Origin of the sequence: Methylocystis suflitae, from assembly GCF_024448135.1 — a bacterium.
In the GTDB taxonomy this organism is placed as follows: Bacteria; Pseudomonadota; Alphaproteobacteria; order Rhizobiales; family Beijerinckiaceae; genus Methylocystis; species Methylocystis suflitae.
The window spans coordinates 1-13,432 of record NZ_JAMRYX010000175.1; the positions used below are offsets into that span (position 1 = coordinate 1).

At 63.4% G+C, this 13,432-nt stretch carries 15 protein-coding genes; 10 read left to right on the top strand and 5 right to left on the bottom strand.

Going from position 1 to position 13,432, the window contains the following annotated elements; all coding sequences use genetic code 11:
- Positions 1-250: 250 nt before the first annotated feature.
- A complete protein-coding gene (locus tag NEI07_RS13455; RefSeq protein WP_256035199.1) occupies positions 251-706 on the top strand; it encodes an FxsA family protein in 456 nt (151 codons plus the stop codon).
- 85 nt (positions 707-791) lie between these two features.
- Positions 792-1,280: a protein-export chaperone SecB gene (gene secB, locus NEI07_RS13460; protein WP_029648619.1), complete on the top strand. Its 489-nt coding sequence runs from the start codon at positions 792-794 to the stop codon at positions 1,278-1,280.
- Here secB and dnaQ read toward each other — a convergent pair.
- From dnaQ to NEI07_RS13475, 3 genes are read right to left on the bottom strand one after another with little or no spacing between them, the layout of a single operon-like run.
- On the bottom strand, positions 1,277-1,993 hold the full coding sequence (gene dnaQ, locus NEI07_RS13465; RefSeq protein ID WP_256035201.1) for a DNA polymerase III subunit epsilon: 717 nt from the start codon (positions 1,991-1,993) through the stop codon (positions 1,277-1,279). The two genes, secB and dnaQ, sit on opposite strands and share 4 nt — an antisense overlap.
- Before the next feature lie 3 nt (positions 1,994-1,996).
- Positions 1,997-2,587 carry a dephospho-CoA kinase gene (gene coaE, locus NEI07_RS13470; protein WP_256035215.1) on the bottom strand — a complete coding sequence of 197 codons (591 nt, stop codon included), beginning with the start codon at positions 2,585-2,587 and terminating at the stop codon, positions 1,997-1,999.
- 11 nt (positions 2,588-2,598) lie between these two features.
- On the bottom strand, positions 2,599-3,225 hold the full coding sequence (locus tag NEI07_RS13475; protein ID WP_256035203.1) for a Maf family protein: 627 nt from the start codon (positions 3,223-3,225) through the stop codon (positions 2,599-2,601).
- 395 nt (positions 3,226-3,620) lie between these two features.
- Between NEI07_RS13475 and hemE the strand changes: the two genes are divergently transcribed.
- From hemE to rho, 3 genes are all read left to right on the top strand, one after another.
- Positions 3,621-4,652, top strand: coding sequence for a uroporphyrinogen decarboxylase (gene hemE / locus NEI07_RS13480; protein WP_256035205.1), 1,032 nt, complete (start codon positions 3,621-3,623; stop codon positions 4,650-4,652).
- A gap of 2 nt (positions 4,653-4,654) precedes the next feature.
- A complete protein-coding gene (gene hemJ, locus NEI07_RS13485; RefSeq protein WP_256035207.1) occupies positions 4,655-5,074 on the top strand; it encodes a protoporphyrinogen oxidase HemJ in 420 nt (139 codons plus the stop codon).
- A 353-nt stretch (positions 5,075-5,427) separates the two neighbouring features.
- The gene (rho, locus tag NEI07_RS13490) at positions 5,428-6,693 is read left to right on the top strand and encodes a transcription termination factor Rho (protein ID WP_018406432.1); all 1,266 of its coding nucleotides are present in this window, start codon (positions 5,428-5,430) and stop codon (positions 6,691-6,693) included.
- A gap of 23 nt (positions 6,694-6,716) precedes the next feature.
- On the opposite strand, the gene NEI07_RS13495 is transcribed toward rho, so the two are convergent.
- Complete coding sequence (locus NEI07_RS13495) at positions 6,717-7,256, bottom strand: GNAT family N-acetyltransferase (protein ID WP_256035208.1); 540 nt, start codon at positions 7,254-7,256, stop codon at positions 6,717-6,719.
- 259 nt (positions 7,257-7,515) lie between these two features.
- Here NEI07_RS13495 and mnmE point away from each other — a divergent pair, with 259 nt between their 5' ends.
- The 5 genes from mnmE to NEI07_RS13520 all read left to right on the top strand — a co-directional run bounded on the left by mnmE (position 7,516) and on the right by NEI07_RS13520 (position 13,100).
- Positions 7,516-8,814 (top strand): tRNA uridine-5-carboxymethylaminomethyl(34) synthesis GTPase MnmE, encoded by a 1,299-nt coding sequence (mnmE, locus tag NEI07_RS13500; RefSeq protein WP_256035209.1) that lies wholly within the window; start codon positions 7,516-7,518, stop codon positions 8,812-8,814.
- Between the two features lie 27 nt (positions 8,815-8,841).
- The gene (gene mnmG / locus NEI07_RS13505) at positions 8,842-10,695 is read left to right on the top strand and encodes a tRNA uridine-5-carboxymethylaminomethyl(34) synthesis enzyme MnmG (RefSeq protein WP_407659904.1); all 1,854 of its coding nucleotides are present in this window, start codon (positions 8,842-8,844) and stop codon (positions 10,693-10,695) included.
- On the top strand, positions 10,692-11,330 hold the full coding sequence (locus tag NEI07_RS13510; RefSeq protein ID WP_256035211.1) for a 16S rRNA (guanine(527)-N(7))-methyltransferase RsmG: 639 nt from the start codon (positions 10,692-10,694) through the stop codon (positions 11,328-11,330). Before mnmG ends, NEI07_RS13510 begins: the two co-directional genes overlap by 4 nt.
- Positions 11,327-12,139, top strand: coding sequence for a ParA family protein (locus NEI07_RS13515; protein WP_256035212.1), 813 nt, complete (start codon positions 11,327-11,329; stop codon positions 12,137-12,139). Before NEI07_RS13510 ends, NEI07_RS13515 begins: the two co-directional genes overlap by 4 nt.
- Before the next feature lie 67 nt (positions 12,140-12,206).
- Positions 12,207-13,100 carry a ParB/RepB/Spo0J family partition protein gene (locus tag NEI07_RS13520; protein ID WP_256035213.1) on the top strand — a complete coding sequence of 298 codons (894 nt, stop codon included), beginning with the start codon at positions 12,207-12,209 and terminating at the stop codon, positions 13,098-13,100.
- 26 nt (positions 13,101-13,126) lie between these two features.
- Here NEI07_RS13520 and NEI07_RS13525 read toward each other — a convergent pair.
- A partial coding sequence (locus NEI07_RS13525; RefSeq protein WP_256035214.1) for a hypothetical protein occupies positions 13,127-13,432 on the bottom strand: 306 nt, incomplete at its 5' end.

Consider the following 13,432-nt stretch of genomic DNA (forward strand, 5'->3'; position numbering starts at 1 on the left):
GGCGCGAAGCGCGCCGGGGGCGGCGTATCGCGATCCACCCGCATTCCGAGCACCGAGCGCAGTTTCCAGATGACGAAAACCGCGAGCGCCGCGAAAACGATAAGGCTGGGATCGAAGAGATCGCCGGAGGCCGGCATTGGCAACTCCCGAATAAATTTGTCGTCGGCTATCATGTCGCTTCGTACATGTCACGAATCAAGGGGCGGGCGTATCGCCGCGGGCGGGTAGGCCGCAAAGATCGGATGATTCGGTGAAATCTAAGCTTGTCGGCGCCGTCCTCGCAACATGGATCGTGCTGGAGATTCTCTGTTTCGCGCTCGTCGTCCGCGCCGTCGGGCTTCTCGTGGCGATCGCGCTCGCCATCGGCGCATCGCTGCTTGGCCTCTCCGACGTGCGGCGCCTCCTCGATTTTGTCCGCGCCGGATTAGCCGCCAAGGCGAAAGGCGAAAGCTCCGCCATGCTCGACGGGGCGATGCTGGACGGGGCGTTGCAGGCGCTCGCCTCGATCCTGCTCATTCTTCCTGGCTTCGCCTCGGATTTCGTCGGGCTGGCGCTGAAGTCGCCCTCCGTGCGGCAGAGCCTGGCGCGGCGGCTGCGGGCGCGGTCCGGGAGCGTAGACCCGCGAATCATCGACCTCGACCCGCGCGAATGGCGACGCGAAGCGCGCGGCTCCGGGGGAAAGCCGCGCCGAAGCACAGCCAAGTAGGACCGGCGCAACGCCTTGTTCGCTTCTGACAGACGTGTTAGGCGGGCGCGAATTCTCATGACAACGGCTTTGCTGGAGATCCTAAATGACCGACACCAATGGCAACGGCGCGCAAGGAGCGCCGGGCGGCGCTCCGGCCCTCAATTCGCTTGCTCAATATCTGAAGGATTTCTCCTTCGAGAATCCCAATGCGCCGCGCTCACTCGGCGCACAGGAGAAGGCGCCGAACATCTCGATTCAGGTCAACGTCAACGCCAAGCAGCTGGCGCCGACCGACTTCGAGGTCAGCCTGATGCTCGACTGCAAGGCCGGCGAGGGAGACGGGCTCCTCTTCAAGCTCGATCTTGAATATGGCGGCGTGTTCCGACTGCTGAACATTCCCGAAGAGCAGGTGCATCCGATCGTGATGATCGAATGCCCGCGCATGCTGTTTCCCTTCGTGCGCCAACTTGTGGCCGACGCGACGAGCAAGGGCGGCTATCCGCCGCTCTATATCGATCCGATCGACTTCGTCGCGCTCTATCAGCAAAAGGCCGCCGAAGCGGGCGTGCAGAGCGCGACTCAGGGCAATTAGCCGGCGACGCTCGGCGCCGCGTCTTCGTCGCTTGCGAGATAACGATCCCAGATCGGCGATTTGATCGTCGCGACAAAGACAGAGTGGGCCGTCTTTTCGGCCGCGCTTAACCGCGGCGGGAGCGGCTCGGGGCGATGGCGCAGCAGATCAGTCGAGGCGGCGATGCGCACCGCGTGAACGGTCTGAAGCGACAGCGCCGACTGCCGTCCGCCGCAAAGCTCGGCGTAGACCTCAGCGAGGAGATTGGCGTCGAGCAGAGCGCCATGCTTCTCGCGCCGCGAGAGATCGATGGCGTAACGCTGACACAAAGCGTCGAGTGAATTGGGGCCGCCAGGATGGCGGCGGCGCGCCATGGCGAGCGTGTCGATGATGCGCGCGCCGCCGAGCGGCGGCAAATTCATGAGCGCGAATTCGGCGTTGAGAAAGCGCGTGTCGAATTCGGCGTTGTGAATGACGAGCGGCGCATCCTCGATAAAGTCGAGAAATTCGGCCGCAATTTCCTTGAAGACCTTGTGCTGCGCCAGAAATTCGCGCGAGAGGCCATGCACCCGAAAGGCCTCATCCGGCATGTCGCGCTCTGGATCGACGTAGCAGTGGAAATGCCTGCCGGTCGGGATGAGATTTGAAATCTCGACCGCGCCGATTTCGACGATGCGATGCCCGCTCGAGGGATCGAGCCCCGTCGTTTCAGTGTCGAGAACGATCTCCCGCATTTTTCACCCGAGCCGCGCTTCAAGCGCTTTCACGATGTTTCGCACCTCTTGGCGCGCTGCGTCCAGACCCTGGTCGGTATGGACCACGAAATCGGCGCGGGCGCGCTTTTCTGAATCAGGCGTCTGCTTCGACAGAATGGACGCGAATTTCTCGGTCGTCATGCCTTCCCGAGCAAGAACGCGCGCTTTTTGCACATCTTCCGGCGCGGTGACGACGACAATGACGTCGAAGTCCTTTTCTGCGCCGGTTTCGAACAGCAGCGGGATGTCGAAGACGACGATGCGGTCGCCCTGATTGCGGCGTTCTTCGATCAGAGCGTCGCGCGCCGCCCACACCATCGGATGCACGATCGCTTCCAGACGCTTGAGGGCCGCAGGATCGTCAAGCACGCGGGCGGCGAGCCGCGCGCGATCGACGACGCCATTGACGACGACGCCGGGAAACGCGCGATCAATCTCGTCGGCCGCCGGTCCTTTATAGAGGTCATGCACGAGCTGATCGGAATCGAGAACCGCGATGCCTTCGTCGCGAAACATATCGGCCGTCGTCGACTTGCCCATGCCGATCGAGCCAGTCAGCCCCACGCGCAGCATCTTTGGCTGTGTCACGAGAGGAGCGCCCCCTGGCGTCGAAGCGCCTCGAGGAGCTCCAGTAACGGAAGCCCCATGATGGTCCAATAGTCGCCTTCCACCTTCGAGAAGAGTTGCGCGCCCAGGCCTTCGATCTGATAGGCGCCGGCTGATGTCAGCGCATTCTCTCCGATCGCCGTCAGATAAGCGGCGATGAAGTCTTCGCTCAGCGCACGCATGGTGAGATCGGCGACGCCGACCGTCGCAAAGACGACGGCGCCGTCGCGCGCCAGGGCGATCGCCGAATGCAGGCGGTGCCGCCGGCCGGAGAGAAGCCGCAGGAGCGCTTCGGCGTCACGCATCGTCGGCGGCTTGCCGAAAATCCTGCCTTCGCAGCTTGCGACCTGATCCGCGCCCAGCACGAGCCGGCCTTCGGCGAAAATCGCGAGCGCCTTGGCGCGGGCCAGCGCTAAAGCGATCGCGTCGGCGTCGGCGCCGTCAAGCCGCGATTCAATCGCACGTTCGTCGACATCGGCGGGAATGATCTCGAAAGGAACGCCCGAATGCAGCAGCGCCTGCCGGCGGCCGGCGCTTTTCGAGGCGAGAATCAGCGGCGCCGATTCGCGCCAGAAGGTCGATGTTGGCCTCGCGGTCACGTCCACAGCCCTCCCGCGTAAGCCGAAGAGCGGGGATAAAGCGCGGTCAAAAAATCCTCCGCTTCGGTTAGCGGGCATAGAGCGCCCAAACGGTCAACAGGAGAAGCCCTGTCGAACGGATTCCCGCCGACGCCGGTACAGAAGGGATTCACAGGCCATCCACAATCACTTGCGCCGAGAAATTGCGATATACCCATGATTCCGTTCGCTGACTGGAGTTTTCCCGTAATGGCCGGCGTGACCGTCGCTTCGCGGCTCGCCTGTGGGCGACTGGTTAATGAAAATTAACTTTCGTCCCCGCCGCGATATAGATGAAGAATCAATTCTTATTAAAATGAATTTTGTTTTAATGGCGTTTCGCGCTACCCCGCTTGTCGAGGACGACAAACGGAGCGAACGCGATGGCGGAGGAGAAGGCGCTTCTTTCGGTTCTGCGTGGAGAGGCGCGAAGCGTTCCGCCGCTATGGCTGATGCGGCAAGCGGGCCGCTATCTTCCCGAATATCGCGACGTGCGGTCGACGACGAAAAGCTTTCTCGATTTTTGCTATTCGCCGCGGAAGGCGGCGGATGTGACGCTGCAGCCGATCCGGCGCTTTCACTTCGACGCGGCGATTCTCTTCTCCGACATTCTTGTAGTGCCCGACGCCATGGGCCAACGAGTGTCCTTCGAGAGCGGCGCCGGGCCGCGGCTTGAACCGATCGAAACGCCGGAGCAGGCGCAGCGGCTCGGCGCGTTCAAGCTTGAACATCTTTCGCCGGTGTTCGAGACGATCGATCTTGTAAAAACCGCGTTGCCGTCGGACGTCGCCTTTATCGGCTTTTGCGGGGCGCCGTTCACGGTCGTAAGCTATATGATCGCCGGGCAAGGCACGCCCGATCAGGCGCCGGCGCGTCTGTTCGCCTATCGTTATCCCGACGCTTTCGCGCAGCTGATCGATCGCGTCGTCGAGGCGTCAATCGACTATCTGGCGCGTCAGATCGAGGCTGGCGTCGAGGTCGTGCAAATCTTCGACAGCTGGGCCGGCGTATTGCCGGCGAATGAATTTCATCGCTGGTCGGGGGCGCCGGTTCGGCGGATCGTTGAAGGCGTCAAAGCGCGCCATCCGCAAACGCCGGTGATCGCCTTCATACGCGGCGCCGACGCGCATCTGCCCAAGCTCACGCAAATGATCGGCGCCGATGGCTACGGCATCGATACGGCGCTCGATCCGGCATGGGCCGTTGCGCAAACAGAATCGAATATACCGCTGCAAGGCAATCTCGATCCTCTCGTGCTTGTCGCTGGCGGAGAAGCGCTCGACCGCGAAGTCGATTCGATTCTCGCCGCCTTCAAAGGCCGGCCGCATATCTTCAATCTGGGTCACGGCATCTTGCAGCAGACGCCGATCGAAAACGTCGAGCGGCTTGTCACGCGCGTGCGACGGGGAGCCTGACGATGTACGTCTGGATCAAGGCGCTGCATGTGATCGCCATCATCTCGTGGATGGCGGGGCTTCTCTATCTGCCGCGTCTTTTCGTCTACCATGCCAGCGCGGGCGAGGGGACGCTCGCTGAGACGTTCAAGATCATGGAGCGGCGGCTCTATCGTTACATCATGACGCCGGCGATGCTCGTCGCCTGGATGACTGGCGTCTATCTGGCGATCGAGAGCGGGGCGCTGTCGTCAGGATGGTTTCACGCGAAAGCGACGCTCGTCGTGCTGCTGACCGCGGCGCATATTCATGACGGCGCGCTGATGCGCCGTTTCGCGGAAGACGCCAATGTTCATTCGCCGCGCTACTATCGCATCTTCAATGAACTGCCGACCCTGCTGATGATCGGCGTCGTTATCCTGGTGATCGTCAAGCCGTTCTGACGTTCGCCGATGATCTTCCCTCAGTCGGGCGCGATCGGCTGCAGGGCGCCATTCACCATGGCCCTGTTGGCGCCAAGATGCGCTCCGCGCGGATCGGAACGATCATGCCGTCGCCTTCGCCTGAGTCCGCCAGCGGCGGGTCCCCATATGGCGCGTTAGGGCCGCTTTAACGGAACTCTTGATTCATGTCTGGAAATTGTCTAAGTGAACCCTATCCCTCTGAGGCCCGTGTCTGCTTGTAGCGGCATCGCCGGATTTTCGCCGGCGCTCCCCGAAGGCCGTCTCCCCCGCCACACCTCTTCTCTCCGGCTCGTTTCCATATGCGCGCCAGTAATACCCAAGGTTCCTCCTGAATGCGGGAAATTAAACTTTCGGACTTGAAGGCCAAGTCCGCCGCCGAACTCCTCGCTTTTGCCGAAGAGCACGAAGTCGAGAACGCCTCGCTCCTGCGCAAGCAGGAGCTCCTCTTCGCGATTCTGAAACAATTCGCCAGTCGCGACGTCGAAATCGTCGGCGTCGGCGTCGTCGAGGTGCTGCAGGACGGCTTCGGCTTCCTGCGGTCGCCCGACGCGAATTATCTCGCCGGTCCCGACGACATTTACGTCTCGCCCTCGCAGATCCGAAAGTTCGGCCTGCGCACCGGCGACACGGTCGAGGGCATGATCCGAAGCCCGAAAGAGGGCGAACGCTATTTCGCGCTTTTAAAAGTCAACAGCATCAATTTCGAAGATCCCGAGAAGGTGCGCCACAAGGTGCCCTTCGACAATCTGACGCCGCTCTATCCGGACGAGCGCCTCAAGCTCGAGATTGAAGACCCGACCCGCAAGGATCTCTCGTCGCGCATCATCGATCTCGTCGCGCCGATCGGCAAAGGGCAGCGCGCGCTGGTCGTGGCGCCGCCGCGCACCGGCAAGACCGTGCTCCTGCAGAATATCGCGCAGTCGATCACGACCAATCATCCCGAGTGCTATCTCATCGTGCTGCTCATCGACGAGCGGCCTGAGGAAGTCACCGACATGCAGCGTTCGGTGAAGGGCGAGGTCGTCTCCTCGACCTTCGACGAGCCGGCGGTGCGCCACGTGCAGGTCGCGGAAATGGTGATCGAGAAGGCGAAGCGTCTCGTCGAACACGGCCGCGACGTGGTTATCCTGCTTGATTCGATCACGCGGCTCGGGCGCGCCTATAACACCGTCGTGCCGTCATCCGGCAAGGTGCTGACCGGCGGCGTCGACGCCAACGCGCTGCAGCGGCCCAAGCGCTTCTTCGGCGCGGCGCGCAATATCGAGGAAGGCGGATCGCTGACGATCATCGCGACGGCCTTGATCGACACGGGCTCGCGCATGGACGAAGTCATCTTCGAAGAGTTCAAGGGCACCGGCAACAGCGAGATCATTCTCGACCGCAAGGTTTCCGACAAGCGGATTTTCCCGGCGCTGGACATCACCCGCTCCGGCACCCGTAAGGAAGAGCTGCTCGTCGCGCCCGACATCCTCAAGAAGATGTATGTGCTGCGCCGCATCCTCAATCCGATGGGCACGGTCGACGCGATCGAATTCCTGCTCGGAAAGCTGCGCGAGACGAAGAACAATCTGGGCTTCTTCGATTCGATGAATACCTGACGGCGATAGGTGTTCGGGCCGAGTTATCGGCGCTCGTCTTGTCGCCTATTCTCATCAACGAAACGAAGCGCCATCAGCGTTTCGTCAAAATAATCGCCGTCGCCGTTTTTCGCTGAGCGCTCTTCGACGCCATAGGCGCGAAATCCCCATCGCTCGTAGAAGCGCAGCGCGCGTAAGTTCGTCGAGACCACGGTAAGCGTGACGATCTCGACGCTGCCGCGCGCCTCGTCAATCAGTCTTCGCATGATCTCATCGGCGGCGCCCGATCCGCGCTCAGCGGCCTTCACATACATGCCGTAGAGCAGCGCCTTGTGGCGCGTTTTCACGCCATCATTCCAAGCGAGTCCGCCAACGCCAATCATTCGCGAGTCTTCTGCGCTGAATGCGCCGACGACAAAGTCGCGCTGCAGGCGCGCGGCGACCGCGTCTAGCGCGATATGCGCCTCATCTTCCGGCGCGAAGCGAAAGGCGCGGGGCTCCAATGTAAAGCTCTCAAGTCGCAACGCTTGAAAGCGGTCCGCATCCGAGCCGTTGAGCCGGCGACATATTGCTCGCGTTCGCATATGTCTTTGTGCCGGACCGGCCTTGCGAATGCCAGCGGCGAAGGAAATAAGCGGCGCGCATGTTCGAGGATTTTGCCAATGTGTGGACGATGGTCGGCGTTGCGCGCGATCGGAAGCGCGACGCTGGCGAGTCCTGCGCGTTCATCGCCCGGAGCCCTACGTTTGTGCGCTGCAGCATTTTCGGTCCCGACCCGTTGAACGGGAGCAAGCGATCGGGAATTTTCATTGCCGCTCCAAGCCGCCGTGAGGCCGCCAGCCAATGACGGCGCAGGACACGATCTTCGCGCTCGGCACAGGCGCCGGAAGGGCCGCGATCGCGGTCATTCGGATTTCCGGTCCGGAAACGGGGGAGGCGCTCACGGCGCTCGCCGGCAGGCTCCCCGAGCCGCGGCAGGCGAGTTTTGTGGTTCTGCGCGATCCAGAGACTGGGGAAATGCTTGATCGGGGGATCGCGCTATTCTTTCCCGGTCCCGCGTCGTCAACGGGCGAAGATTATGGCGAGCTGCAGCTTCATGGCGGCCGCGCGGTCGTCGAGGGCGCGCTTGCCGCTTTGCATCGGCTTCCCGGCCTGCGGCCGGCCGAACCCGGCGAATTCGCGCGCCGCAGCTTCGCCAATGGCAAGCTCGATCTCTCTCAGGCGGAAGCGCTTGCCGATCTCATCGACGCGCAGACCGAGGCGCAGCGGCGGCAGGCGCTGCGCGTCGCGGGCGGCGCGTTGCGGCGAAAAGTCGAGGGCTGGCGGGCGGCGCTGGTGGAGTCGCTAGCGCTGGTCGAGGCCGAGCTCGACTTCAGCGACGAGGCGGACGTCGGCGCGTTTTCGCCGGCGCGACTCAGCGCGTTGTTGTCGCCGCTTGCCCGGGACCTGCGCGCGGCGCTGCAGCTCGCGCCAGCCTCGGAGCGCATGCGCGACGGCTTTCTCGTCATGATTCTCGGGCGGCCGAATGTCGGCAAGTCGACGCTGATCAACGCGTTGACGCGGCGGGACCTCGCGATCGTCTCGCCGATTCCCGGCACGACGCGGGATATGATCGAAGCCCATCTCGATATTGGCGGTTTGCCGGTGACATTGATCGACACGGCAGGTCTGCGCGAGGCGGCCGACGCGATCGAGCGGATCGGCGTCGATCGGACGCTCGCGCGGGTCGAAACCGCCGATCTGGCGCTGTGGCTGTCGGATTCTGCGGAGGCGCCGCCGGACCATGACGTCGAGACGATCCGCGTTGCGACCAAAACCGATCTGACGCCGGCGCCTTGCGGCGCGATCGGCGTCTGCGCCTTGAGCGGCGAGGGGCTGGAGACGCTGGCGGCGGCGATTGAAGCGCGCGCTCGGGCGCGCCTCGGCGACGGGTCGGGGTCGTTGATCGTGCGAGAAAGGCACCGTCGCGCGCTTGAGCAAGCTGTTGAAAGCATTGAAAGTATCATGGTTAACGGCGAAGCGCTCGAGCTTCAGGCCGAGGCGTTGCGCCGCGCCGCCCGTGCGCTCGGGCGGATCGTCGGCGCGGTCGACGTCGAAGAGATCCTCGACGCGGTTTTCTCGCGTTTTTGTATTGGCAAGTGATATGTTTCACGTGAAACAGGCCAAGCCATGAATTCCGGGATGAAACATTTCGACGTCCTTGTGATCGGCGGCGGGCACGCCGGCTGCGAGGCTGCGGCTGCGGCGGCGCGTCTTGGCGCGCGCACGGCGCTCGTGACCCAGAGCCGCGCAAAAATTGGCGAAATGTCCTGCAATCCTGCGATCGGCGGGCTCGGCAAGGGCCAGCTGGTGCGGGAGATCGACGCCCTCGACGGCTTGATGGGGCGGGTGGCTGACGTCGCCGGCATCCAGTTCCGCGTGCTAAACCGATCCAAGGGCCCTGCCGTGCGCGGTCCCCGAGCCCAGGCCGACCGCAAGCTCTATCGCGCGGCGATGCAGGCGGCGCTAAATGAGACGGAAAACCTGACGATCGTCGAAGCTTCCGTCGAAGATCTGCTGATGGAGGGCGAAGTCGTTCGCGGCGTCGCCACCGCCGAGGGCGAGATCAGGGCCGGTTCCGTCGTCGTCGCCACCGGCACCTTTCTCGGCGGCGTGATCCATATCGGCGATGAGCGCACGCCCGCGGGTCGGATGGGCGATGCGCCGTCCAACGGCTTAAGCCGACGGTTGCGGGAGGCCGGCTTTGCGGTCGCGCGGCTTAAGACCGGCACGCCGCCGCGGCTCGACGGGCGCAGCATCCGCTGGGACGCTCTCGAAGAACAATGGGGCGATCCGACGCCCGAGCCCTTCTCCTATCTCACGACGGCGATCGCGAACCGTCAGATCGCCTGCGGCGTCACCCGCACGACGCCGGCCGCGCACCAGATCATTCTCGACGATCTGCATCGTTCGCCGTTGCGCACGGGGGCCATCTCCGGCCCCGGACCGCGCTATTGCCCCTCGATCGAGGACAAGGTGACGCGCTTCGCCGACCGCGACGCCCACCAGATTTTTCTGGAGCCCGAAGGGCTCGACGACGACACCGTCTATCCGAACGGCGTCTCGACCTCGCTGCCGCTGTCGACCCAGCAGGCCTTCATCAACGCCATACCTGGGCTGGAGGACACCCGCATTTTGCGGCCCGGCTATGCGATCGAATATGACTATGTCGATCCGCGCGAACTCTCGGTGACGCTCGAAACCAAGCGTTTTCGCGGTCTTTTCTTCGCCGGGCAGATCAATGGCACGACGGGATACGAGGAAGCCGCCGCGCAGGGGCTTCTCGCGGGGCTCAATGCGGCGCGCTGCGCCGCCGGAAAGGCCGCGATCATCTTCGATCGGGCGGAAGCCTATCTCGGCGTGATGGTCGACGATCTCGTCACCCGGGGGGTCAGCGAGCCCTATCGCATGTTCACCTCGCGCGCCGAATATCGCCTGTCGCTGCGCGCCGACAACGCCGATGAGCGTCTCACGCCGCGCGGGATCGAAATCGGCTGCGTCGGCGCTCGTCGCGCGTCCCATTACTCAGCCCGCGCCGCCGGATTGCAGGCTGCGCGCACCATGCTGCAGGCGCGGGAGCTAACGTCGGCCGCCGCGCGCCGGCATGGGCTGCCGGTCAATCAGGACGGGCTGCGCCGCAGCGCCTATGCGCTGCTGTCCTTTCCGGACATCACGCTGGATCGCCTGGCGTTGATCTGGCCCGAGTTCAGCGGAATTGACGCCGATACCGTCGAGCGGCTGGAGACCGAGGCGCGCTATGCCGTCTATCTCGACCGCCAGCAGGCCGATATTGACGCGTATCGACGCGACGAGCGCCTGGCGCTGCCGGATGGGCTGGACTATGCGACGATCGCCGGGCTCTCGGCGGAATTGCGCGGGAAGCTGAGTTATTTGCGGCCGCGCACGATCGGCCAGGCGCAACGGATCGACGGCATGACGCCTTCGGCGTTGACGCTGCTGGCGGCGCGGGCGCGTCGCGCGTGAGAGACAGCTCGTGCCGGGAACAGGCGCTGGGGCTTTTCCCGGAGCTCAAACCGATTCAAGCGGAGCTTGAGATCTACGAATCCTTGCTGCGGCGCTGGCAGGCGAAGATCAATCTGGTGTCCTCGGCGACCCTCGGAGAGGTATGGCTGCGGCACTTCGCCGATTCGGCGCAAGTACACGCCGTCGCGCCTCACATCCGATGTTGGGCGGACCTGGGGTCCGGCGCAGGCTTTCCCGGGCTGGTGACCGCGCTCTTATTGAAGTCGACGCCGGATGCCGTCGTGCACCTGATTGAAAGCGACCAGCGCAAGGCCGGATTCCTCCGTGCTGTTTCACGTGAAACAGGAGCGCCTGCGGTCGTTCATGCCGAGCGAATCGAAAGCGTTCTGCCGAATCTCGCCGCCGAAGTCGGCGGCGTCAGCGCCCGCGCCCTGGCGCCTCTCGCTCGCCTTGTGCAACTTGCCGAAGCGCCATTAAAAAAAGGCGCCATTGGGGTGTTTTTAAAGGGGGAAGAATGGCGGGACGAATTGACCGCGGTCGAGACGCTCGGTAGCTTGAGCTGCGAATCGACGGCAAGCCGCACCCGCACGGAGGCGCGCATCGTCGTGGTCAAGCACAAGGCTTCCCCATCGTGACCGCTTCCGCTTCGCCGCGCATTTTTGTGCTGGCCAATCAAAAGGGCGGCGTGGGCAAGACGACCACCGCCATCAATCTCGGCACCGCGCTCGCGGCGGTCGGCGAGGAAGTTCTCGTCATCGACCTCGATCCGCAAGGCAATGCGTCGACGGGCCTCGGCGTCGACCGTCACCAACGAACGATTTCCACATATGACGTGCTGCTCGGCGAATCGAGCCTCGCCGACGCGATCGTCGCCACGGCGGTGCCGCGGCTCTCGATCGCGCCGTCGACTCTGGATTTGCTTGGCGTCGAGCTCGAAATCGCCAATGACAAGGATCGCGCCTACAGGTTGAAGCGCGCCTTCGCCGAGCTGGCGGCCGATCATGATGACGAGCGGCGCTACAGCTATATTCTAATCGACTGCCCGCCGTCGCTAAATCTCTTGACAATCAATGCGTTAGCTAGCAGCGACGCCGTCGTCGTGCCATTGCAGTGCGAATTCTTCGCGCTGGAAGGCCTATCCCAGCTCCTCTCGACTGTCGAACAGGTTCGGCAGACTCTCAACCATAAGTTGTCCATCCATGGCGTCGTTCTGACGATGTACGACCCCCGCAACAACCTCGCCAATCAGGTCGTCGCGGACGTGCGTCGATTCATGGGCGAAAAGGTCTATCAGACGATGATCCCGCGCAACGTCAGAGTCTCGGAGGCCCCGTCACATGGCAAGCCGGTGCTGCTCTACGACCTCAAATGCTCGGGCAGTCAGGCCTATCTGAAGCTCGCCTCGGAAGTGATCCAGCGCGAGAAGCGCTTGCGCGCCGCCTAAGCGCCAAGCAGCCCAAAAAGCAGCCCCAAGAGCCACGTTGCCTGAGAGCCAAGAAGGAGCCTTCAAAATGGCGGATGAATCGCGGCGCCGGCTGGGCCGGGGATTGGCGGCGCTTCTCGGCGACGCCGCCGCGGACGCCGCCCCGGCCGAGCGCCCGCGCGGTCCGCGAAAGGCGCCGATCGAGTTTTTGCGCCCTAACCCGCGCAATCCGCGCATTTCTTTTCGCGAGGAGGATCTGGCCGAACTGACCGCATCGATTCGCGAGAAGGGCGTGATTCAGCCCATCATCGTGCGCGTCATCGTCGGCGTCGCCGACGCCTATGAAATCATCGCGGGCGAGCGGCGCTGGCGCGCGGCGCAGATGGCGGGACTTTCCGACGTGCCGGTCGTCATTCATGAGGCGAATGACAAGGAAGCGCTCGAACTCGCGATCATCGAGAATGTGCAGCGCGCCGACCTCAACGCCGTAGAGGAGGCGAAGGGCTATGAGCGGCTCGGCGCGGAGTTTGGCTATTCCCACGGCGACATCGCGAAAATCATCGGCAAGAGCCGCCCTCACATCGCCAATACGATTCGCCTGCTCAATTTACCGGAGGAGGCGAAAAAGCTCGTGGCCGAGGGCGCGATTTCGGCCGGTCACGCGCGCGCGCTCCTCGCCGTCGCCGATCCGGCGGCAGTGGCGCGGCGCATCGTCGAAAAGGGATTGACGGTTCGTGACGTCGAGCGTTTGGCGAAGGACCATGCCGACGAGGCTGGCCCGTCGGGACGCTCGCTGCGTTCCGCCAAAAATTCGGCCAGGAATTCCACCAAGGACGCCGACGCGCGCGCGATCGAAAAAACTTTGAGCGACGCCCTCGGCATGCGTGTCGAACTTCGCGGCGAGGATGAAAGGGGCGAGCTTCGGATTCGCTATGAATCATTGGAGCAGCTTGACTCGATTTGTCAGCTGCTGACCAAATAGATTTCCCCTCGAGCACAACGTCGACGTCAAACTGCGCCCGGCGGCATAGTCAGATAGAGGGCGACGTTTTTCTGCGCGAATGTCGCTTCGCCTGGCGCAGCGCGGCTTTTCTCGATCGCCAGTTCCCCGCCCGCCGAAATTGCCGAACGATGCTCCGTCAGCTTCAGCCAGCCCGAATCCGGCGGCCGGCCATCGCGTCCGCACGCGCCTTCAGGCATGAATTCGAATGAAAGAAAGATCGCCTGCAGTCCTGCGAAACGTTTGTGAACAAGCGGAGCGAGCGTCGCTCCTCGAGCGCTGTTGGCGCGCCATCTCGGCGAGACCCTGGCAAT